Source organism: Citrobacter sp. Cpo061, assembly GCF_030332845.1.
Classification (GTDB): domain Bacteria; phylum Pseudomonadota; class Gammaproteobacteria; order Enterobacterales; family Enterobacteriaceae; genus Citrobacter; species Citrobacter portucalensis.
Map to the genome: position 1 here is coordinate 1 of NZ_JAOWHB010000042.1, position 19,602 is coordinate 19,602.

Consider the following 19,602-nt stretch of genomic DNA (forward strand, 5'->3'; position numbering starts at 1 on the left):
GCATTCGACCAGATCGATAACGCGCCGGAAGAAAAAGCTCGTGGTATCACCATCAACACTTCTCACGTTGAATATGACACCCCGACTCGCCACTACGCACACGTAGACTGCCCGGGCCACGCCGACTATGTTAAAAACATGATCACCGGTGCTGCGCAGATGGACGGCGCGATCCTGGTTGTTGCTGCGACTGACGGCCCGATGCCGCAGACTCGTGAGCACATCCTGCTGGGTCGTCAGGTAGGCGTTCCGTACATCATCGTGTTCCTGAACAAATGCGACATGGTTGATGACGAAGAGCTGCTGGAACTGGTAGAAATGGAAGTTCGTGAACTTCTGTCTCAGTACGATTTCCCGGGCGACGACACTCCGATCGTTCGTGGTTCTGCTCTGAAAGCGCTGGAAGGCGAAGCAGAGTGGGAAGCGAAAATCATCGAACTGGCTGGCTTCCTGGATTCTTACATCCCAGAACCAGAGCGTGCGATTGACAAGCCGTTCCTGCTGCCTATCGAAGACGTATTCTCCATCTCCGGTCGTGGTACCGTTGTTACCGGTCGTGTAGAACGCGGTATCATCAAAGTTGGTGAAGAAGTTGAAATCGTTGGTATCAAAGAGACTGCTAAGTCTACCTGTACTGGCGTTGAAATGTTCCGCAAACTGCTGGACGAAGGCCGTGCTGGTGAGAACGTTGGTGTTCTGCTGCGTGGTATCAAACGTGAAGAAATCGAACGTGGTCAGGTACTGGCTAAGCCGGGCTCTATCAAGCCGCACACCAAGTTCGAATCTGAAGTGTACATTCTGTCCAAAGACGAAGGCGGCCGTCATACTCCGTTCTTCAAAGGCTACCGTCCGCAGTTCTACTTCCGTACTACTGACGTGACTGGTACCATCGAACTGCCGGAAGGCGTAGAGATGGTAATGCCGGGCGACAACATCAAAATGGTTGTTACCCTGATCCACCCAATCGCGATGGACGACGGTCTGCGTTTCGCAATCCGTGAAGGCGGCCGTACTGTTGGTGCGGGCGTTGTTGCTAAAGTAATGAGCTAATTATTGATTAATTAGCTTTGAGCTTAAAAAGGGCGCTTCGGCGCCCTTTTTGCTACCTGCAATTTAGTCGTAGTCATATTTATTCGCATTTTTTATTCATTCTCCCGCCGCGTAAATCGCGTTGTGCTATTGTAATCATAACTATTCTCATTTACACTTTGCGCAGAAATTGAACGGGAGCGATCATGTACGTTTGTTTGTGTAATGCGATAAGTGATAAAAAAATACGTCAGGCTGTTCGCCAGTTTCATCCTCAGTCTTTTCAGCAATTACGTAAATTTATTCCTGTTGGAAATCAATGCGGTAAGTGCATTCGTGCTGCCCGCGAAGTCATGCAGGATGAATTAACGCAAATGCCAGAATTTAAAGAGATCGCCTAAGTCACACTCTTTTTTTTGACATCCCTGTAGCCCCATCTACGCTCTAAGAGTGGAAGCGGAGGGACTATAAAATGAAAGGTGATGTTAAAATCATAAATTATCTCAATAAACTATTGGGAAATGAGCTTGTCGCGATCAACCAGTATTTTCTCCATGCTCGTATGTTTAAAAACTGGGGATTGACTCGCCTCAATGATGTTGAGTACCATGAATCTATCGATGAGATGAAACACGCTGATAAATATATCGAGCGTATTTTATTCTTAGAAGGGATCCCGAACTTGCAGGATCTTGGCAAGTTGGGTATTGGCGAAGACGTTGAAGAGATGCTGCAATCCGATCTTCGACTCGAACTCGATGGTGCTAAAGACTTACGTGAAGCCATTGCCTATGCCGATAGCGTTCATGATTATGTCAGCCGGGATATGATGATTGAGATCCTGACTGAAGAAGAAGGGCATATTGACTGGCTCGAAACCGAGCTGGACCTGATTGCAAAACTTGGCTTACAAAATTATCTGCAATCGCAAATTAAAGTCAGTGACTAACCGCCCTGTATCATACTTACCAGGCCAATAACAAAACCCGCAGCCGCCAGATATGGCCCAAATGGCAGCGGGTTTTTTAGTACCTGTTTCCCGTAACGGACGCAGGAAATCCCGGTGAGGCAACATGCCATACCCGCGGCAAGTAAAACCAAAAGTGGTAATGATTCCCAGCAATGCCATGCGCCTAGCGCGGCAAGAAATTTGACATCACCAAAGCCTAACCCTTCCTGTCGGCATATCAAACGATACCCCCAGTAGAACAAAGCAAATACCCCATAGCCCGCTACAGCACCCCAAAGCGCGTCGGATAACTGTGCAGGTCTGCAGCATTGATGATAAATAAGACCGCCCCACAAAAGAGGGCAGGTAAATTTGTCGGGCAGCAACCCGGTACGTAGGTCATGGACTAAGAGCAGCCCTGATAGCGAAACATAAATCAACAGAAAGGGGAGGTCGATGTACATGGGCAAGCCTTATCTGGTAAAGAGTTTACCTTCAGGTAAACCCGGCGGCCCTACAAGCCTGGGATATGGGTTATGGATGCTCTCTTCCACGGAAAACGCGTTGCACCACAGGACATACAATCAGAGTGGAAGGAGCGCCGCATTGGTGAACGAGTGATTAATTTATACGCGGCACTTGCTTAAGACTGAGATTTACGTATAATGCGCGGGCTTGTCTAATATTGACAGCGGTTCGATATGAGCCACCGGTACTGCGAAAGCAATACCAGACAATGTTCCCAATCGGGGAACTCTGTAAGAACGGTTACACTCTCCCATCAATCGTAATGGGTTTGAGGAGTAACTATTTCGTCTATAAAATAATTGGAGCTCTGGTCTCATGCAGAACCAAAGAATCCGTATCCGTTTGAAAGCGTTTGATCATCGTCTGATCGATCAATCAACCGCGGAAATCGTCGAGACTGCCAAGCGCACTGGTGCGCAGGTTCGTGGTCCGATCCCGCTGCCGACCCGCAAAGAGCGTTTCACCGTTCTGATCTCCCCGCACGTCAACAAAGACGCGCGTGATCAGTACGAGATCCGTACTCACAAGCGTCTGGTTGACATCGTTGAGCCAACTGAAAAAACCGTTGATGCTCTGATGCGTCTGGACCTGGCTGCCGGTGTAGACGTGCAGATCAGCCTGGGTTAATCAGGTCATCGAGCGATTGAGAGGTTGATACAATGATTGGTTTAGTCGGTAAAAAAGTGGGTATGACCCGCATCTTCACTGAAGATGGCGTATCTATCCCAGTAACCGTTATCGAAGTTGAAGCAAACCGCGTTACTCAGGTTAAAGATCTGGCTAACGATGGCTATCGCGCTGTTCAGGTTACCACCGGTGCTAAAAAAGCTAACCGCGTAACTAAGCCGGAAGCTGGCCACTTTGCTAAAGCTGGCGTAGAAGCTGGCCGCGGCCTGTGGGAATTCCGTCTGGCAGATGGTGAAGAATACACCGTTGGTCAGAACATTAGCGTTGAACTGTTTGCTGACGTTAAAAAAGTTGACGTAACCGGTACCTCTAAAGGTAAAGGTTTCGCTGGTACCGTTAAGCGCTGGAACTTCCGTACCCAGGACGCTACTCACGGTAACTCCTTGTCTCACCGCGTTCCGGGTTCTATCGGTCAGAACCAGACTCCGGGCAAAGTGTTCAAAGGCAAGAAAATGGCAGGTCAGCTGGGCAACGAACGTGTAACCGTTCAGAGCCTGGACGTAGTACGTGTTGACGCTGAGCGCAACCTGCTGCTGGTTAAAGGTGGTGTTCCGGGTGCGACCGGTTGCGACCTGATCGTTAAACCAGCTGTGAAGGCGTAAGGGGATAGCAATGGAATTAGTATTGAAAGACGCGCAGAGCGCGCTGACTGTTTCCGAAACTACCTTCGGTCGTGATTTCAACGAAGCGCTGGTTCACCAGGTTGTTGTTGCTTATGCAGCTGGTGCTCGTCAGGGTACTCGTGCTCAGAAGACTCGTGCTGAAGTAACTGGTTCAGGCAAAAAGCCGTGGCGCCAGAAAGGTACCGGCCGTGCGCGTTCAGGTTCTATCAAGAGCCCGATCTGGCGTTCAGGTGGCGTGACCTTCGCTGCTCGTCCACAGGACCACAGTCAAAAAGTTAACAAAAAGATGTACCGCGGCGCGCTGAAAAGCATTCTGTCCGAACTGGTACGTCAGGATCGTCTGATCGTTGTCGAATCATTCTCTGTAGAAGCGCCTAAAACTAAGCTGCTGGCACAGAAACTGAAAGACATGGCTCTGGAAGATGTGCTGATCATCACCGGTGAGCTGGACGAAAACCTGTTCCTGGCTGCGCGCAACCTGCACAAGGTTGACGTACGCGATGCAACTGGTATCGACCCGGTTAGCCTGATCGCCTTCGACAAAGTCGTAATGACTGCTGATGCTGTTAAGCAAGTTGAGGAGATGCTGGCATGATTCGTGAAGAACGTCTGCTGAAAGTGCTGCGCGCACCGCACGTTTCTGAAAAAGCGTCTACTGCGATGGAAAAAACTAACACCATCGTTCTCAAAGTTGCTAAAGACGCGACCAAAGCAGAAATCAAAGCTGCTGTGCAGAAACTGTTTGAAGTCGAAGTCGAAGTCGTTAACACCCTGGTAGTTAAAGGGAAAGTTAAACGTCACGGACAGCGTATCGGTCGTCGTAGCGACTGGAAAAAAGCTTACGTCACCCTGAAGGAAGGCCAGAATCTGGACTTCGTCGGCGGCGCTGAGTAAGTCGGAGGAGTAATACAATGGCAGTTGTTAAATGTAAACCGACATCTCCGGGTCGTCGCCACGTTGTTAAAGTGGTCAACCCAGAGCTGCACAAGGGCAAACCTTTTGCTCCGCTGGTTGAAAAAAACAGCAAATCCGGTGGTCGTAACAACAATGGCCGCATCACCACTCGTCACATCGGTGGTGGTCACAAGCAGGCTTATCGTATTGTTGACTTCAAACGCAACAAAGACGGTATCCCGGCAGTTGTTGAACGTCTTGAGTACGATCCGAACCGCTCCGCGAACATCGCGCTGGTTCTGTACAAAGACGGTGAACGCCGTTACATCCTGGCCCCTAAAGGCCTGAAAGCTGGCGACCAGATTCAGTCTGGCGTTGATGCTGCAATCAAAGCAGGTAACACCCTGCCGATGCGCAATATCCCGGTTGGTTCTACCGTTCATAACGTAGAAATGAAACCAGGTAAAGGCGGTCAGCTGGCACGTTCCGCTGGTACTTACGTTCAGATCGTTGCTCGTGATGGTGCTTATGTCACCCTGCGTCTGCGTTCTGGTGAAATGCGTAAAGTCGAAGCAGACTGCCGTGCAACTCTGGGCGAAGTTGGCAATGCTGAGCATATGCTGCGCGTTCTGGGTAAAGCAGGTGCTGCACGCTGGCGTGGTGTTCGTCCTACCGTTCGCGGTACTGCGATGAACCCAGTCGATCACCCACATGGTGGTGGTGAAGGTCGTAACTTTGGTAAGCACCCGGTAACTCCGTGGGGCGTTCAGACCAAAGGTAAGAAGACCCGCAGCAACAAGCGTACTGATAAATTCATCGTACGTCGCCGTAGCAAATAATTTTAGAGGATAAGCCATGCCACGTTCTCTCAAGAAAGGTCCTTTTATTGACCTGCACTTGCTGAAGAAGGTAGAGAAAGCGGTGGAAAGCGGAGACAAGAAGCCCCTGCGCACTTGGTCCCGTCGTTCAACGATCTTTCCTAACATGATCGGTTTGACCATCGCTGTCCATAATGGTCGTCAGCACGTTCCGGTATTTGTTTCCGACGAAATGGTCGGTCACAAACTGGGTGAATTCGCACCGACTCGTACTTATCGCGGCCACGCTGCTGATAAAAAAGCGAAGAAGAAATAAGGTAGGAGGAAGAGATGGAAACTTTAGCTCAACATCGCCATGCTCGTTCTTCTGCTCAGAAGGTTCGCCTTGTTGCAGACCTGATTCGCGGTAAGAAAGTGTCGCAGGCTCTGGATATTCTGACCTACACCAATAAGAAAGCGGCTGTACTGGTTAAGAAAGTCCTGGAATCTGCCATTGCTAACGCTGAACACAACGATGGCGCTGACATTGACGATCTGAAAGTTACGAAAATTTTCGTAGACGAAGGCCCGAGCATGAAGCGCATTATGCCGCGTGCAAAAGGTCGTGCAGATCGCATCCTGAAGCGCACCAGCCACATTACTGTGGTTGTGTCCGATCGCTGAGACTCTGGAGACTAGCAATGGGTCAGAAAGTACATCCTAATGGTATTCGCCTGGGTATTGTAAAACCATGGAACTCAACCTGGTTTGCGAACACCAAAGAATTCGCTGACAACCTGGACAGCGATTTTAAAGTACGTCAGTACCTGACTAAGGAACTGGCTAAAGCGTCTGTATCTCGTATCGTTATCGAGCGTCCGGCTAAGAGCATCCGTGTGACCATTCACACCGCTCGCCCGGGTATCGTTATCGGTAAGAAAGGCGAAGACGTAGAAAAACTGCGCAAAGTCGTAGCGGATATTGCTGGCGTTCCTGCTCAGATCAATATCGCCGAAGTGCGTAAGCCTGAACTAGACGCAAAATTGGTTGCTGACAGCATCACTTCTCAGCTGGAACGTCGTGTTATGTTCCGTCGTGCTATGAAGCGTGCTGTACAGAACGCAATGCGTCTGGGCGCTAAAGGTATCAAAGTTGAAGTTAGCGGCCGTCTGGGCGGCGCGGAAATCGCACGTACCGAATGGTACCGCGAAGGTCGCGTACCTCTGCACACTCTGCGTGCTGACATCGACTACAACACCTCTGAAGCGCACACCACTTACGGTGTAATCGGTGTTAAAGTGTGGATCTTCAAAGGCGAGATCCTGGGTGGTATGGCTGCTGTTGAACAACCGGAAAAACCGGCTGCGCAACCTAAAAAGCAGCAGCGTAAAGGCCGTAAATAAGGAGCGTCGCTGATGTTACAACCAAAGCGTACAAAATTCCGTAAAATGCACAAAGGCCGTAACCGCGGTCTGGCTGCTGGCGCGGATGTTAGCTTCGGCAGCTTCGGTCTGAAAGCTGTTGGCCGTGGTCGTCTGACTGCCCGTCAGATCGAAGCAGCACGTCGTGCTATGACCCGTGCAGTTAAGCGTCAAGGTAAGATCTGGATCCGTGTATTCCCGGACAAACCGATCACTGAAAAGCCGCTGGCAGTGCGTATGGGTAAAGGTAAAGGTAACGTGGAGTATTGGGTTGCCTTGATTCAGCCGGGTAAAGTCCTGTATGAAATGGACGGCGTACCGGAAGAGCTGGCCCGTGAAGCATTCAAGCTGGCAGCAGCGAAACTGCCGATTAAAACCACCTTTGTAACTAAGACGGTGATGTAATGAAAGCAAAAGAGCTGCGTGAGAAGAGTGTTGAAGAGCTGAACACCGAGCTGCTGAATCTGCTGCGTGAGCAGTTCAACCTGCGTATGCAGGCTGCAAGTGGCCAGCTGCAACAGTCTCACCTGTTGAAGCAAGTGCGTCGTGACGTCGCACGCGTTAAGACTTTACTGACTGAGAAGGCGGGTGCGTAATGACCGATAAAATCCGTACTCTGCAAGGTCGCGTTGTTAGCGATAAAATGGAGAAATCCATCGTTGTTGCTATCGAACGTTTTGTGAAACACCCGATCTACGGTAAATTCATTAAGCGTACGACCAAACTGCACGTACATGACGAGAACAACGAATGCGGTACTGGTGACGTGGTTGAAATCCGCGAATGCCGTCCGCTGTCCAAGACTAAGTCCTGGACGCTGGTTCGCGTTGTAGAGAAAGCCGTTCTGTAATACAGTAGGCATTCTCAACGAATAAACGGCTCAGCGATGAGCCGTTTATTTTTTCTACCCATATCGTTGAAGCGGTGTTATAATGCCGCGCCCCCGATATGGGGCTTTTTTAACGACCTGATTTTCGGGTCTCAGTAGTAGTTGACATTAGCGGAGCACTAAAATGATCCAAGAACAGACTATGCTGAACGTCGCCGACAACTCCGGTGCACGTCGCGTAATGTGTATCAAGGTTCTGGGTGGCTCGCACCGTCGCTACGCAGGCGTCGGCGATATCATCAAGATCACCATCAAGGAAGCAATTCCGCGTGGTAAGGTCAAAAAAGGTGATGTGCTGAAGGCGGTAGTGGTGCGCACCAAGAAGGGTGTTCGTCGCCCGGACGGTTCTGTCATTCGCTTCGATGGTAATGCATGCGTTATTTTAAACAATAACAGCGAGCAACCTATCGGTACGCGTATTTTTGGGCCGGTAACTCGTGAACTTCGTAACGAGAAGTTCATGAAAATTATCTCTCTGGCACCAGAAGTACTCTAAGGAGCGAATCATGGCAGCGAAGATCCGTCGTGATGACGAAGTTATCGTGTTAACCGGTAAAGATAAAGGTAAACGCGGTAAAGTTAAGAATGTCCTGTCTTCCGGCAAGGTCATTGTTGAAGGTATCAACCTGGTTAAGAAACATCAGAAGCCGGTTCCGGCCCTGAACCAACCAGGCGGCATCGTAGAGAAAGAAGCAGCTATTCAGATCTCTAACCTTGCTATCTTCAACGCGGCAACCGGCAAGGCTGACCGTGTAGGCTTTAGATTCGAAGACGGCAAAAAAGTCCGTTTCTTCAAATCTAACAGCGAAACTATCAAGTAATTTGGAGTAGTACGATGGCGAAACTGCATGATTACTACAAAGACGAAGTAGTCGCTAAACTCATGACTGAGTTTAACTACAATTCTGTCATGCAAGTCCCTCGGGTCGAGAAGATCACCCTGAACATGGGTGTTGGTGAAGCGATCGCTGACAAGAAACTGCTGGATAACGCAGCAGCTGACCTGACAGCAATCTCCGGTCAAAAACCGCTGATCACCAAAGCACGCAAATCAGTTGCAGGCTTCAAAATCCGTCAGGGCTATCCGATCGGCTGTAAAGTAACTCTGCGTGGCGAACGCATGTGGGAGTTCTTTGAGCGCCTGATCACTATTGCTGTTCCACGTATCCGTGACTTCCGTGGCTTGTCCGCTAAGTCTTTCGACGGTCGTGGTAACTACAGCATGGGTGTCCGTGAGCAGATCATCTTCCCAGAAATCGACTACGATAAAGTCGACCGCGTGCGTGGTTTGGATATTACCATTACCACTACTGCGAAATCTGATGAAGAAGGCCGTGCTCTGCTGGCTGCCTTTGACTTCCCGTTCCGCAAGTAAGGTAGGGTTACTGAATGGCTAAGCAATCAATGAAAGCACGCGAAGTAAAGCGCGTAGCTTTAGCTGATAAGTACTTCGCAAAACGCGCTGAACTGAAAGCTATTATCTCTGATGTGAACGCGACCGACGAAGATCGTTGGAACGCAGTTCTCAAGCTGCAGTCTCTGCCGCGTGATTCCAGCCCGTCCCGTCAGCGTAACCGCTGCCGTCAAACAGGTCGTCCGCATGGCTATGTGGGCAAGTTCGGGTTGAGCCGTATCAAACTGCGTGAAGCCGCCATGCGCGGTGAAGTACCAGGCTTGAAAAAGGCTAGCTGGTAATTACCAATTGAATCACGGGAGTAAAGACAGATGAGCATGCAAGATCCGATCGCGGATATGCTGACCCGTATCCGTAACGGTCAGGCCGCGAATAAAGCTGCGGTCACCATGCCTTCCTCCAAGCTGAAAGTGGCAATTGCCAACGTGCTGAAGGAAGAAGGTTTTATTGAAGATTTTAAAGTTGAAGGCGACACCAAGCCGGAACTGGAACTTACTCTCAAGTATTTCCAGGGTAAAGCTGTTGTAGAAAGCATTCAGCGTGTCAGTCGCCCTGGTCTGCGCATTTATAAGCGTAAAGACGAGCTGCCGAAAGTTATGGCTGGCATGGGTATCGCAGTTGTTTCTACCTCTAAAGGTGTTATGACTGATCGTGCAGCGCGCCAGGCTGGTCTTGGTGGCGAAATTATCTGCTACGTAGCCTAATCGGAGGAAAAAATGTCTCGTGTTGCTAAAGCACCGGTCGTTATTCCTGCCGGCGTTGATGTAAAAATCAACGGTCAGGTTATTACGATCAAAGGTAAAAACGGCGAGCTGACTCGTACTCTCAACGATGCTGTTGCAGTAAATCATGCAGATAATGCACTGACCTTCGGTCCGCGTGATGGTTACGCTGATGGATGGGCTCAGGCTGGTACCGCGCGTGCCCTGCTGAATGCAATGGTTGTCGGTGTTACCGAAGGCTTCACTAAGAAGCTTCAGCTGGTTGGTGTAGGTTATCGTGCAGCGGTTAAAGGGAATGTAGTAAACCTGGCTTTAGGTTTCTCTCACCCAGTTGACCATCAGCTGCCTGCGGGAATCACTGCAGAATGTCCGTCTCAGACTGAAATCGTGCTGAAAGGCGCTGATAAACAGCTGATCGGTCAGGTTGCAGCAGATCTGCGCGCCTACCGTCGTCCTGAGCCTTATAAAGGCAAGGGTGTTCGTTACGCCGACGAAGTCGTGCGTACCAAAGAGGCTAAGAAGAAGTAAGGTAACACTATGGATAAGAAATCTGCTCGTATCCGTCGTGCGACCCGCGCACGCCGCAAGCTCCAGGAGCTGGGTGCAACTCGCCTGGTGGTACATCGTACCCCGCGTCATATTTACGCACAGGTAATTGCACCGAACGGTTCTGAAGTTCTGGTAGCTGCTTCTACTGTAGAAAAAGCTATCGCTGAACAATTGAAGTACACCGGTAACAAAGACGCTGCTGCAGCTGTAGGTAAAGCTGTTGCTGAACGCGCTCTGGAAAAAGGCATCAAAGATGTTTCTTTTGACCGTTCCGGGTTCCAATATCATGGTCGTGTCCAGGCACTGGCAGATGCTGCCCGTGAAGCTGGCCTTCAGTTCTAAGGTAGAGGTGTAAGATGGCTCACATCGAAAAACAAGCTGGCGAACTGCAGGAAAAGCTGATCGCGGTTAACCGCGTATCTAAAACCGTTAAAGGTGGTCGTATTTTCTCCTTCACAGCTCTGACTGTAGTTGGTGATGGTAACGGTCGCGTTGGTTTTGGTTACGGTAAAGCGCGTGAAGTTCCAGCAGCGATCCAGAAAGCGATGGAAAAAGCCCGTCGCAATATGATTAACGTCGCGCTGAACCACGGCACCCTGCAGCACCCGGTTAAGGGTACTCACACGGGTTCTCGTGTATTCATGCAGCCGGCTTCCGAAGGTACCGGTATCATCGCCGGTGGTGCAATGCGCGCCGTTCTGGAAGTCGCTGGAGTTCGTAACGTTCTGGCTAAAGCGTATGGTTCCACTAACCCGATTAACGTGGTTCGTGCAACTATCGATGGCCTGGAAAATATGAAATCTCCGGAAATGGTCGCTGCCAAGCGTGGTAAATCCGTTGAAGAAATTCTGGGGAAATAAACCATGGCAAAGACTATTAAAATTACTCAAACCCGCAGTGCAATCGGTCGTCTGCCGAAACACAAGGCAACGCTGCTTGGCCTGGGTCTGCGTCGTATTGGTCACACCGTAGAGCGCGAGGATACTCCTGCTGTTCGTGGTATGGTCAACGCGGTTTCCTTCATGGTTAAAGTTGAGGAGTAAGAGATGCGTTTAAATACTCTGTCTCCGGCCGAAGGCTCTAAAAAAGCGGCTCGCCGCCTGGGTCGTGGTATCGGTTCTGGCCTCGGTAAAACCGGTGGTCGTGGTCACAAAGGTCAGAAGTCTCGTTCTGGCGGTGGCGTACGTCGCGGTTTCGAGGGTGGTCAGATGCCTCTGTACCGTCGTCTGCCGAAATTCGGCTTCACTTCACGTAAAGCAGCGATTACAGCCGAAGTTCGTCTGTCTGACCTGGCTAAAGTTGAAGGCGGTGTTGTAGACCTGAACACGCTGAAAGCAGCTAACATTATCGGTATCCAGATCGAGTTCGCGAAAGTGATCCTGGCTGGTGAAGTCACTACTCCGGTAACTGTTCGTGGCCTGCGTGTTACTAAAGGCGCTCGTGCTGCTATCGAAGCTGCTGGCGGTAAAATCGAGGAATAAGTAGCAGATGGCTAAACAACCGGGATTAGATTTTCAAAGTGCCAAAGGTGGCTTAGGCGAGCTGAAACGCAGACTGCTGTTTGTAATCGGCGCGCTGATTGTGTTCCGTATTGGCTCTTTCATTCCGATCCCTGGTATTGATGCCGCTGTACTTGCCAAACTGCTTGAGCAACAGCGAGGCACCATCATTGAAATGTTTAACATGTTCTCTGGTGGTGCTCTCAGCCGTGCTTCTATCTTTGCTCTGGGGATCATGCCGTATATTTCGGCGTCGATCATTATCCAGCTGCTGACGGTGGTTCATCCAACGCTGGCAGAAATTAAGAAAGAAGGGGAGTCTGGTCGTCGTAAGATCAGCCAGTACACCCGCTACGGTACTCTGGTGCTGGCAATATTCCAGTCGATCGGTATTGCTACCGGTCTGCCGAATATGCCTGGTATGCAGGGCCTGGTGATGAACCCAGGCTTTGCATTCTATTTCACCGCTGTTGTAAGTCTGGTTACAGGGACGATGTTCCTGATGTGGTTGGGCGAACAGATTACTGAACGTGGTATCGGCAACGGTATCTCAATCATTATCTTCGCCGGTATTGTCGCGGGACTCCCGCCAGCCATTGCCCATACTATCGAGCAAGCGCGTCAAGGCGACCTGCACTTCCTCGTGTTGCTGTTGGTTGCAGTATTAGTATTCGCAGTGACGTTCTTTGTTGTATTTGTTGAGCGTGGTCAACGCCGTATTGTGGTAAACTACGCGAAACGTCAGCAAGGTCGTCGTGTCTATGCTGCACAGAGCACACATTTACCGCTGAAAGTGAATATGGCGGGGGTAATCCCGGCAATCTTCGCTTCCAGTATTATTCTGTTCCCGGCGACCATCGCGTCATGGTTCGGGGGCGGGACTGGTTGGAACTGGCTGACAACAATTTCGCTGTATTTGCAGCCTGGGCAACCGCTTTATGTGTTACTCTATGCGTCTGCAATCATATTCTTCTGTTTCTTCTACACGGCGTTGGTTTTCAACCCGCGTGAAACAGCAGATAACCTGAAGAAGTCCGGTGCATTTGTACCAGGAATTCGTCCGGGAGAGCAAACGGCGAAGTATATCGATAAAGTAATGACCCGCCTGACTTTGGTTGGTGCGCTCTACATTACCTTTATCTGCCTGATCCCGGAGTTCATGCGTGATGCAATGAAAGTACCGTTCTACTTCGGTGGGACCTCACTGCTTATCGTTGTTGTCGTGATTATGGACTTTATGGCTCAAGTGCAAACTCTGATGATGTCAAGTCAGTACGAGTCTGCATTGAAGAAGGCGAATCTGAAAGGCTACGGCCGTTAACAGTCGCCCGAGAAGTTACGGAGAGTAAAAATGAAAGTTCGTGCTTCCGTCAAGAAATTATGCCGTAACTGCAAAATCGTTAAGCGTGATGGTGTCATCCGTGTGATTTGCAGTGCCGAGCCGAAGCATAAACAGCGCCAAGGCTGATTTATTCGCATATTTTTCTTGCAAAGTTGGGTTGAGCTGGCTAGATTAGCCAGCCAATCTTTTGTATGTCTGTGCGTTTCCATTTGAGTATCCTGAAAACGGGCTTTTCAGCATGGTGCGTACATATTAAATAGTAGGAGTGCATAGTGGCCCGTATAGCAGGCATTAACATTCCTGATCAGAAACATGCTGTGATCGCATTAACTTCGATCTACGGCGTCGGCAAGACCCGTTCTAAAGCCATTCTGGCTGCCGCGGGTATCGCTGAAGATGTTAAGATCAGTGAGCTGTCTGAAGAACAAATCGACACGCTGCGTGACGAAGTTGCCAAATTTGTCGTTGAAGGTGATCTGCGCCGTGAAGTTAGCATGAGCATCAAGCGCCTTATGGACCTTGGTTGCTATCGCGGTTTGCGTCATCGTCGTGGTCTCCCGGTTCGCGGTCAGCGTACCAAGACCAACGCACGTACCCGTAAGGGTCCGCGCAAACCGATCAAGAAATAATCGGGGTGATTGAATAATGGCAAAGGCACCAATTCGTGCACGTAAACGTGTAAGAAAACAAGTCTCTGACGGCGTGGCTCATATCCATGCTTCTTTTAACAACACCATCGTTACCATTACTGATCGTCAGGGTAACGCACTGGGTTGGGCAACAGCCGGTGGTTCCGGTTTCCGTGGTTCTCGCAAATCCACTCCGTTTGCAGCTCAGGTTGCAGCAGAGCGTTGCGCTGAAGCCGTAAAAGAATACGGTATCAAGAATCTGGAAGTTATGGTCAAAGGACCGGGTCCAGGTCGCGAATCTACTGTTCGTGCTCTGAACGCCGCTGGTTTCCGCATCACTAATATTACTGATGTGACTCCGATCCCTCATAACGGTTGTCGTCCGCCGAAAAAACGTCGCGTATAACGCTGTCGTTTCTAGGATTGTTGGAGAAAGAAAATGGCAAGATATTTGGGTCCTAAGCTCAAGCTGAGCCGTCGTGAGGGCACTGACTTATTCCTTAAGTCTGGCGTTCGCGCGATCGATACCAAGTGTAAAATTGAACAAGCTCCTGGCCAGCACGGTGCGCGTAAACCGCGTCTGTCTGACTATGGTGTGCAGTTGCGTGAAAAGCAAAAAGTTCGCCGTATCTACGGTGTGCTGGAGCGTCAGTTCCGTAACTACTACAAAGAAGCAGCACGTCTGAAAGGCAACACCGGTGAAAACCTGTTGGGTCTGCTGGAAGGTCGTCTGGACAACGTTGTATACCGTATGGGCTTCGGTGCCACTCGTGCAGAAGCACGTCAGCTGGTCAGCCATAAAGCAATTATGGTAAACGGTCGTGTTGTTAACATCGCTTCTTATCAGGTTAGTCCGAATGACGTTGTTAGCATTCGTGAGAAAGCGAAGAAGCAGTCTCGCGTGAAAGCCGCTCTGGAGCTGGCTGAGCAGCGTGAAAAGCCAACCTGGCTGGAAGTTGATGCTGGCAAGATGGAAGGTACGTTCAAGCGTAAGCCGGAGCGTTCTGATCTGTCTGCGGACATTAACGAACACCTGATCGTCGAGCTTTACTCCAAGTAAAGCTTAGTACCAAAGAGAGGACACAATGCAGGGTTCTGTGACAGAGTTTCTAAAACCGCGCCTGGTAGATATCGAGCAAGTGAGTTCGACGCACGCCAAGGTGACCCTTGAGCCTTTAGAGCGTGGCTTTGGCCATACTTTGGGTAACGCACTGCGCCGTATTCTGCTCTCATCGATGCCGGGTTGCGCGGTGACCGAGGTTGAGATTGATGGTGTACTACATGAGTACAGCACCAAAGAAGGCGTTCAGGAAGATATCCTGGAAATCCTGCTCAACCTGAAAGGGCTGGCGGTGAGAGTTCAGGGTAAAGATGACGTTATTCTTACCTTGAATAAATCTGGCATTGGCCCTGTGACTGCAGCCGACATTACCCATGATGGTGATGTCGAAATCGTCAAGCCACAGCACGTGATCTGCCACCTGACCGATGAGAATGCATCTATTAGCATGCGTATCAAAGTTCAGCGCGGTCGTGGTTATGTGCCGGCTTCTACCCGAATTCATTCGGAAGAAGATGAGCGCCCAATCGGCCGTCTGCTGGTCGACGCATGCTACAGCCCTGTAGAGCGTATTGCCTACAATGTTGAAGCAGCGCGTGTAGAACAGCGTACCGACCTGGACAAGCTGGTCATCGAAATGGAAACCAACGGCACAATCGATCCTGAAGAGGCGATTCGTCGTGCGGCAACCATTCTGGCTGAACAACTGGAAGCTTTCGTTGATTTACGTGATGTACGTCAGCCGGAAGTTAAAGAAGAGAAACCAGAATTCGATCCGATCCTGCTGCGCCCTGTTGACGATCTGGAATTGACTGTCCGCTCTGCTAACTGCCTCAAAGCAGAAGCTATCCACTATATCGGTGATCTGGTACAGCGTACTGAGGTTGAGCTTCTTAAGACGCCTAACCTTGGTAAAAAATCTCTTACCGAGATTAAAGACGTGCTGGCTTCCCGTGGACTGTCTCTGGGCATGCGCCTGGAAAACTGGCCACCGGCAAGCATCGCTGACGAGTAACCGGATCACAGGTTAAGGTTTTACTGAGAAGGATAAGGTCATGCGCCATCGTAAGAGTGGTCGTCAACTGAACCGCAACAGCAGCCATCGCCAGGCTATGTTCCGCAATATGGCAGGTTCACTGGTTCGTCATGAAATCATCAAGACGACTCTGCCGAAAGCGAAAGAGCTGCGTCGCGTAGTTGAGCCGCTGATTACTCTTGCCAAGACTGATAGCGTAGCTAATCGTCGTCTGGCATTCGCCCGTACTCGTGATAACGAGATCGTGGCAAAACTGTTTAACGAACTGGGCCCGCGTTTTGCGAGCCGCGCCGGTGGTTACACTCGCATTCTGAAGTGTGGTTTCCGTGCAGGCGACAACGCGCCGATGGCATACATCGAGCTGGTTGATCGTTCAGAGAAAACAGAAGCTGCTGCAGAGTAATCTGTAGTAACGTAAAAAAACCCGCCTCGGCGGGTTTTTTTATATCCGTCATATCCCCACTTATCTACAATATCTGTACTCTTTTTGTTCATCCCCTGGAGTGTTGTATGTGGTTACTGGACCAGTGGGCAGAGCGCCATATTATTGATGCACAGTCTAAAGGCGAGTTTGATGATTTACCGGGAACGGGCAAACCGCTGACTCTTGACGATGACTCCCATGTCCCGCCTGAACTCCGAGCCGGATACCGTTTATTAAAAAATGCAGGTTGCCTTCCTCCTGAGCTCGAGCAACGCAGAGAGGCAATACAGCTGCTTGAAATACTCGCGGGGATCCGCAAAGATGATCCCAGTTATCCTGAGCTGAGCCGAAGACTGTCGCTACTGGAACTTAAACTTCGGCAGGCTGGACTCAGCACCGAGTTTTTGCGCGGTGACTACGCAGATAAGCTGCTAAAAAAGATCAACGATGAATAGCGGAGAGAGCATGTACCGAATTGGTGAAATAGCGAAACTGGCTGACGTGACGCCGGATACTATCCGCTACTATGAAAAGCAGCAGATGATGGAGCATGAAGTGCGTACTGAAGGCGGATTTCGCCTCTATACAGAAAGCGATCTTCAGCGCTTGAAGTTTATTCGTTATGCCCGGCAGCTTGGTTTCACTCTGGAGTCGATCCGTGAATTGCTTTCGATCCGGGTTGATCCCGAACACCATACCTGTCAGGAATCAAAAGGGATCGTCCAGGAAAGACTGCAAGAAGTCGAAGCCCGCATTGCTGAACTTCAGACGATGCAGCGGTCTCTGCAACGATTGAATGATGCATGCTGCGGCAAGGCACACAGCAGCGTGTACTGCTCTATTCTTGAAGCTCTTGAGCAAGGCGCCAGTGGAACAGCATCAGGCTGTTGATTTCTTGAACTGCCAGGTCTACACTCGCGGCGTAAATTACTACAAACTGGAGATATTATGAGTCGTTATCAGCACACCAAAGGGCAGATAAAGGACAACGCCATTGAGGCGCTTCTGCATGACCCACTGTTCAGACAGCGCGTTGAGAAAAATAAGAAAGGGAAAGGAAGTTATCTGCGAAAAGGCAAACATGGCAATCGGGGTAACTGGGAGGCCAGTGGCAAGAAAGTAATTAACTTTTTTACCACTGGCCTTCTTGTTTCAGTGAGTGCTTAAGAGCGGTTATTCTGTTCTTTCAGCAGGTCACGAATTTCACTTAGCAATACTTCTTCTTTCGATGGAGCTGGCGGTGCTGCCGGCTCTTCCGCTTTTTTACGGTTCAGTTTGTTGATCAGTTTGATTGCCATAAAGATAGCAAACGCAACAATAATGAAATCGAATACATTCTGAATAAATACACCGTAATGCATGACCACGGCAGGGATGTCTCCCTGTGCATCACGTAGCGTTAAAGCAAACTGTTTAAAATCAATTCCACCAATTAACAGCCCCAGCGGCGGCATAATGATATCGGCAACCAGTGATGAAACAATCTTACCGAATGCCGCACCAATAATGACACCCACTGCCAAATCGACAACATTCCCGCGCATCGCGAATTCGCGAAACTCTTTAATAATGCTCATTTTATTCTCCCTATGCAGCTGACGTTTATAAGTTTAACAAATGTTTAGGCAATTTCCATTTATGTATTGCCGAAAGGAAAATTTATTAGACCATGAAAAATAAAGGGAAATAAAAAGGGCGCTGTATTAGCGCCCAAATTATTACAGGAAGAAAGGACTTGGCTGGAATAGTCGCTCGACGTCGGTAATAAACTTTTTATCTGTCAGGAACATAATTACGTGATCGCCCTGCTCAATGCGCAGGTTATCGTTGGCAATCATGACATCGTTACCACGTACAACGGCGCCAATAATGGTTCCGGGCGGAAGTTTAATTTCATCAATTGAACGCCCTACAACTCTCGACGTCGTTTCATCCCCGTGTGCGACGGCTTCAATGGCTTCCGCGACGCCACGGCGAAGTGAAGAAACGCCAACAATATCAGCTTTACGCACGTGGCTCAGCAGCGCGGAGATGGTCGCCTGCTGCGGTGAAATCGCAATATCGATCACGCTGCCTTGCACCAGATCGACGTATGCTCTGCGCTGGATCAACACCATTACTTTCTTGGCGCCCATCCGTTTGGCAAGCATCGCCGACATGATATTTGCTTCATCATCGTTGGTCACTGCGATGAACAGATCGACCTGATCGATATGTTCTTCGGCCAGTAACTCTTGATCCGAAGCATCACCAAAAAAGACGATCGTATTTTGTAGTTTCTCTGCAAGTTCGGATGCGCGCTGTTGATTACGTTCGATCAGTTTGACGCTGTAATCTTTTTCCAGACGACGTGCCAGACCCGCACCGATATTACCGCCACCCACTAACATAATGCGTTTGTACGGCTTTTCCAGACGCTGCAGTTCACTCATTACGGCGCGTATATGCTGTGATGCCGCAATAAAGAAGACTTCATCACCCGCTTCAACGATCGTAGAACCTTGCGGACGGATCGGTCGGTCATGACGGAAAATCGCTGCAACGCGGGTGTCGATGTGCGGCATATGCTCACGCATTGTTGACAGCGCATTACCGATAAGCGGCCCGCCGTAATAGGCTTTTACTACTGCCAGACTGACTTTACCTTCGGCAAAATTCACCACCTGCAATGCGCCCGGATATTCAATCAGGCGATAAATGCTATCGATAACCAGTTGCTCAGGCGCAATCAGGTGATCGATTGGCACCGCATCGGATTGGAACAGCTTGTCGGCATCGCGAACGTAATCTGGTGAACGAATACGGGCGATGCGATTAGGCGTATTAAACAGTGAATAAGCTACCTGGCAGGCAACCATATTTGTTTCATCTGAGCTGGTTACGGCAACCAGCATATCGGCATCGTCGGCACCGGCTTCACGTAATACGCGGGGATGCGAACCATGCCCTTGCACGACACGGAGATCAAACTTGTCCTGCAGGCTGCGCAGGCGTTCGCCATTGGTATCGACTACCGTGATATCGTTGTTCTCTCCGACCAGGTTTTCAGCCAGCGTACCGCCAACTTGCCCTGCGCCCAGAATGATAATTTTCATCAGTCGCGACCCGTT

Annotated in this window: 37 protein-coding genes; 34 read left to right on the plus strand and 3 right to left on the minus strand. The window is 49.9% G+C overall.

What is annotated here, in order from left to right:
• The 3 genes from tuf to bfr form a co-directional block, all read left to right on the plus strand.
• The coding region (tuf, locus tag OGX97_RS12440; protein ID WP_063942044.1) for an elongation factor Tu at positions 1 to 1,050 on the plus strand (1,050 nt) is incomplete at its 5' end.
• Positions 1,051 to 1,235: 185 nt separating this feature from the next.
• The gene (gene bfd, locus OGX97_RS12445) at positions 1,236 to 1,430 is read left to right on the plus strand and encodes a bacterioferritin-associated ferredoxin (RefSeq protein WP_003031111.1); all 195 of its coding nucleotides are present in this window, start codon (positions 1,236 to 1,238) and stop codon (positions 1,428 to 1,430) included.
• A 71-nt stretch (positions 1,431 to 1,501) separates the two neighbouring features.
• Entirely contained in the window at positions 1,502 to 1,978 is a 477-nt protein-coding gene (gene bfr / locus OGX97_RS12450; RefSeq protein WP_003827773.1) for a bacterioferritin, read from the plus strand.
• Here the strand turns inward: bfr and OGX97_RS12455 are convergent.
• A complete protein-coding gene (locus OGX97_RS12455) occupies positions 1,975 to 2,442 on the minus strand; it encodes a prepilin peptidase (RefSeq protein ID WP_057067314.1) in 468 nt (155 codons plus the stop codon). The two genes, bfr and OGX97_RS12455, sit on opposite strands and share 4 nt — an antisense overlap.
• 379 nt (positions 2,443 to 2,821) lie before the next feature.
• Here OGX97_RS12455 and rpsJ point away from each other — a divergent pair, with 379 nt between their 5' ends.
• The 31 genes from rpsJ (at position 2,822) to arfA (ending at position 17,659) form a co-directional block, all read left to right on the plus strand.
• On the plus strand, positions 2,822 to 3,133 hold the full coding sequence (gene rpsJ / locus OGX97_RS12460; protein WP_001181005.1) for a 30S ribosomal protein S10: 312 nt from the start codon (positions 2,822 to 2,824) through the stop codon (positions 3,131 to 3,133).
• Positions 3,134 to 3,165: 32 nt separating this feature from the next.
• Positions 3,166 to 3,795 (plus strand): 50S ribosomal protein L3, encoded by a 630-nt coding sequence (gene rplC / locus OGX97_RS12465; protein WP_003031117.1) that lies wholly within the window; start codon positions 3,166 to 3,168, stop codon positions 3,793 to 3,795.
• A 10-nt stretch (positions 3,796 to 3,805) separates the two neighbouring features.
• Entirely contained in the window at positions 3,806 to 4,411 is a 606-nt protein-coding gene (gene rplD, locus OGX97_RS12470) for a 50S ribosomal protein L4 (protein ID WP_003031119.1), read from the plus strand.
• Positions 4,408 to 4,710, plus strand: coding sequence for a 50S ribosomal protein L23 (rplW, locus tag OGX97_RS12475; RefSeq protein WP_000617546.1), 303 nt, complete (start codon positions 4,408 to 4,410; stop codon positions 4,708 to 4,710). Before rplD ends, rplW begins: the two co-directional genes overlap by 4 nt.
• Before the next feature lie 17 nt (positions 4,711 to 4,727).
• On the plus strand, positions 4,728 to 5,549 hold the full coding sequence (gene rplB, locus OGX97_RS12480; protein ID WP_000301869.1) for a 50S ribosomal protein L2: 822 nt from the start codon (positions 4,728 to 4,730) through the stop codon (positions 5,547 to 5,549).
• Between the two features lie 16 nt (positions 5,550 to 5,565).
• Positions 5,566 to 5,844 (plus strand): 30S ribosomal protein S19, encoded by a 279-nt coding sequence (rpsS, locus tag OGX97_RS12485; RefSeq protein WP_001138115.1) that lies wholly within the window; start codon positions 5,566 to 5,568, stop codon positions 5,842 to 5,844.
• Between the two features lie 14 nt (positions 5,845 to 5,858).
• Positions 5,859 to 6,191, plus strand: a complete 333-nt coding sequence (rplV, locus tag OGX97_RS12490) for a 50S ribosomal protein L22 (RefSeq protein ID WP_000448832.1) — start codon at positions 5,859 to 5,861, stop codon at positions 6,189 to 6,191.
• A 17-nt stretch (positions 6,192 to 6,208) separates the two neighbouring features.
• Positions 6,209 to 6,910, plus strand: a complete 702-nt coding sequence (rpsC, locus tag OGX97_RS12495; protein ID WP_000529945.1) for a 30S ribosomal protein S3 — start codon at positions 6,209 to 6,211, stop codon at positions 6,908 to 6,910.
• Between the two features lie 12 nt (positions 6,911 to 6,922).
• Positions 6,923 to 7,333 carry a 50S ribosomal protein L16 gene (rplP, locus tag OGX97_RS12500; protein WP_000941208.1) on the plus strand — a complete coding sequence of 137 codons (411 nt, stop codon included), beginning with the start codon at positions 6,923 to 6,925 and terminating at the stop codon, positions 7,331 to 7,333.
• Positions 7,333 to 7,524, plus strand: coding sequence for a 50S ribosomal protein L29 (gene rpmC / locus OGX97_RS12505; RefSeq protein ID WP_000644742.1), 192 nt, complete (start codon positions 7,333 to 7,335; stop codon positions 7,522 to 7,524). Before rplP ends, rpmC begins: the two co-directional genes overlap by 1 nt.
• Positions 7,524 to 7,778 (plus strand): 30S ribosomal protein S17, encoded by a 255-nt coding sequence (gene rpsQ, locus OGX97_RS12510; protein WP_003031120.1) that lies wholly within the window; start codon positions 7,524 to 7,526, stop codon positions 7,776 to 7,778. Before rpmC ends, rpsQ begins: the two co-directional genes overlap by 1 nt.
• Before the next feature lie 163 nt (positions 7,779 to 7,941).
• Entirely contained in the window at positions 7,942 to 8,313 is a 372-nt protein-coding gene (gene rplN, locus OGX97_RS12515; protein WP_000613954.1) for a 50S ribosomal protein L14, read from the plus strand.
• A gap of 10 nt (positions 8,314 to 8,323) precedes the next feature.
• Positions 8,324 to 8,638, plus strand: coding sequence for a 50S ribosomal protein L24 (rplX, locus tag OGX97_RS12520; protein WP_003031122.1), 315 nt, complete (start codon positions 8,324 to 8,326; stop codon positions 8,636 to 8,638).
• A gap of 14 nt (positions 8,639 to 8,652) precedes the next feature.
• Positions 8,653 to 9,192, plus strand: coding sequence for a 50S ribosomal protein L5 (gene rplE / locus OGX97_RS12525; protein WP_003031123.1), 540 nt, complete (start codon positions 8,653 to 8,655; stop codon positions 9,190 to 9,192).
• A gap of 14 nt (positions 9,193 to 9,206) precedes the next feature.
• Positions 9,207 to 9,512, plus strand: a complete 306-nt coding sequence (gene rpsN, locus OGX97_RS12530) for a 30S ribosomal protein S14 (protein WP_003031125.1) — start codon at positions 9,207 to 9,209, stop codon at positions 9,510 to 9,512.
• A gap of 30 nt (positions 9,513 to 9,542) precedes the next feature.
• A complete protein-coding gene (gene rpsH, locus OGX97_RS12535) occupies positions 9,543 to 9,935 on the plus strand; it encodes a 30S ribosomal protein S8 (RefSeq protein WP_003031127.1) in 393 nt (130 codons plus the stop codon).
• A gap of 12 nt (positions 9,936 to 9,947) precedes the next feature.
• Positions 9,948 to 10,481, plus strand: a complete 534-nt coding sequence (gene rplF / locus OGX97_RS12540; RefSeq protein ID WP_003031129.1) for a 50S ribosomal protein L6 — start codon at positions 9,948 to 9,950, stop codon at positions 10,479 to 10,481.
• A 9-nt stretch (positions 10,482 to 10,490) separates the two neighbouring features.
• Positions 10,491 to 10,844: a 50S ribosomal protein L18 gene (rplR, locus tag OGX97_RS12545; protein ID WP_000358960.1), complete on the plus strand. Its 354-nt coding sequence runs from the start codon at positions 10,491 to 10,493 to the stop codon at positions 10,842 to 10,844.
• A gap of 14 nt (positions 10,845 to 10,858) precedes the next feature.
• Positions 10,859 to 11,362 (plus strand): 30S ribosomal protein S5, encoded by a 504-nt coding sequence (gene rpsE / locus OGX97_RS12550; protein WP_003031131.1) that lies wholly within the window; start codon positions 10,859 to 10,861, stop codon positions 11,360 to 11,362.
• Positions 11,363 to 11,365: 3 nt separating this feature from the next.
• Positions 11,366 to 11,545 carry a 50S ribosomal protein L30 gene (gene rpmD / locus OGX97_RS12555; protein WP_001140434.1) on the plus strand — a complete coding sequence of 60 codons (180 nt, stop codon included), beginning with the start codon at positions 11,366 to 11,368 and terminating at the stop codon, positions 11,543 to 11,545.
• Between the two features lie 3 nt (positions 11,546 to 11,548).
• Positions 11,549 to 11,983 (plus strand): 50S ribosomal protein L15, encoded by a 435-nt coding sequence (gene rplO, locus OGX97_RS12560; RefSeq protein WP_003031132.1) that lies wholly within the window; start codon positions 11,549 to 11,551, stop codon positions 11,981 to 11,983.
• Between the two features lie 7 nt (positions 11,984 to 11,990).
• Positions 11,991 to 13,322 carry a preprotein translocase subunit SecY gene (gene secY, locus OGX97_RS12565; protein WP_001118864.1) on the plus strand — a complete coding sequence of 444 codons (1,332 nt, stop codon included), beginning with the start codon at positions 11,991 to 11,993 and terminating at the stop codon, positions 13,320 to 13,322.
• Positions 13,323 to 13,352: 30 nt separating this feature from the next.
• Positions 13,353 to 13,469, plus strand: a complete 117-nt coding sequence (rpmJ, locus tag OGX97_RS12570) for a 50S ribosomal protein L36 (protein WP_000868187.1) — start codon at positions 13,353 to 13,355, stop codon at positions 13,467 to 13,469.
• 146 nt (positions 13,470 to 13,615) lie between these two features.
• The gene (gene rpsM, locus OGX97_RS12575) at positions 13,616 to 13,972 is read left to right on the plus strand and encodes a 30S ribosomal protein S13 (RefSeq protein WP_003031135.1); all 357 of its coding nucleotides are present in this window, start codon (positions 13,616 to 13,618) and stop codon (positions 13,970 to 13,972) included.
• 16 nt (positions 13,973 to 13,988) lie between these two features.
• Entirely contained in the window at positions 13,989 to 14,378 is a 390-nt protein-coding gene (rpsK, locus tag OGX97_RS12580) for a 30S ribosomal protein S11 (RefSeq protein ID WP_003031137.1), read from the plus strand.
• A gap of 33 nt (positions 14,379 to 14,411) precedes the next feature.
• Positions 14,412 to 15,032 (plus strand): 30S ribosomal protein S4, encoded by a 621-nt coding sequence (gene rpsD, locus OGX97_RS12585; RefSeq protein WP_003031138.1) that lies wholly within the window; start codon positions 14,412 to 14,414, stop codon positions 15,030 to 15,032.
• 25 nt (positions 15,033 to 15,057) lie between these two features.
• Positions 15,058 to 16,047 carry a DNA-directed RNA polymerase subunit alpha gene (locus tag OGX97_RS12590; RefSeq protein ID WP_003031139.1) on the plus strand — a complete coding sequence of 330 codons (990 nt, stop codon included), beginning with the start codon at positions 15,058 to 15,060 and terminating at the stop codon, positions 16,045 to 16,047.
• Positions 16,048 to 16,087: 40 nt separating this feature from the next.
• Positions 16,088 to 16,471, plus strand: a complete 384-nt coding sequence (rplQ, locus tag OGX97_RS12595) for a 50S ribosomal protein L17 (RefSeq protein WP_001216370.1) — start codon at positions 16,088 to 16,090, stop codon at positions 16,469 to 16,471.
• A gap of 107 nt (positions 16,472 to 16,578) precedes the next feature.
• Complete coding sequence (locus OGX97_RS12600) at positions 16,579 to 16,947, plus strand: DUF1992 domain-containing protein (protein ID WP_279851102.1); 369 nt, start codon at positions 16,579 to 16,581, stop codon at positions 16,945 to 16,947.
• A 10-nt stretch (positions 16,948 to 16,957) separates the two neighbouring features.
• Positions 16,958 to 17,383 carry a Zn(2+)-responsive transcriptional regulator gene (gene zntR, locus OGX97_RS12605; RefSeq protein ID WP_198803192.1) on the plus strand — a complete coding sequence of 142 codons (426 nt, stop codon included), beginning with the start codon at positions 16,958 to 16,960 and terminating at the stop codon, positions 17,381 to 17,383.
• Positions 17,384 to 17,440: 57 nt separating this feature from the next.
• Positions 17,441 to 17,659, plus strand: coding sequence for an alternative ribosome-rescue factor ArfA (arfA, locus tag OGX97_RS12610; protein ID WP_003828276.1), 219 nt, complete (start codon positions 17,441 to 17,443; stop codon positions 17,657 to 17,659).
• On the opposite strand, the gene mscL is transcribed toward arfA, so the two are convergent.
• Positions 17,656 to 18,069: a large-conductance mechanosensitive channel protein MscL gene (gene mscL / locus OGX97_RS12615; protein WP_003031152.1), complete on the minus strand. Its 414-nt coding sequence runs from the start codon at positions 18,067 to 18,069 to the stop codon at positions 17,656 to 17,658. The two genes, arfA and mscL, sit on opposite strands and share 4 nt — an antisense overlap.
• Before the next feature lie 141 nt (positions 18,070 to 18,210).
• The gene (trkA, locus tag OGX97_RS12620) at positions 18,211 to 19,587 is read right to left on the minus strand and encodes a Trk system potassium transporter TrkA (protein WP_003031153.1); all 1,377 of its coding nucleotides are present in this window, start codon (positions 19,585 to 19,587) and stop codon (positions 18,211 to 18,213) included.
• Positions 19,588 to 19,602 lie beyond the last annotated feature (15 nt).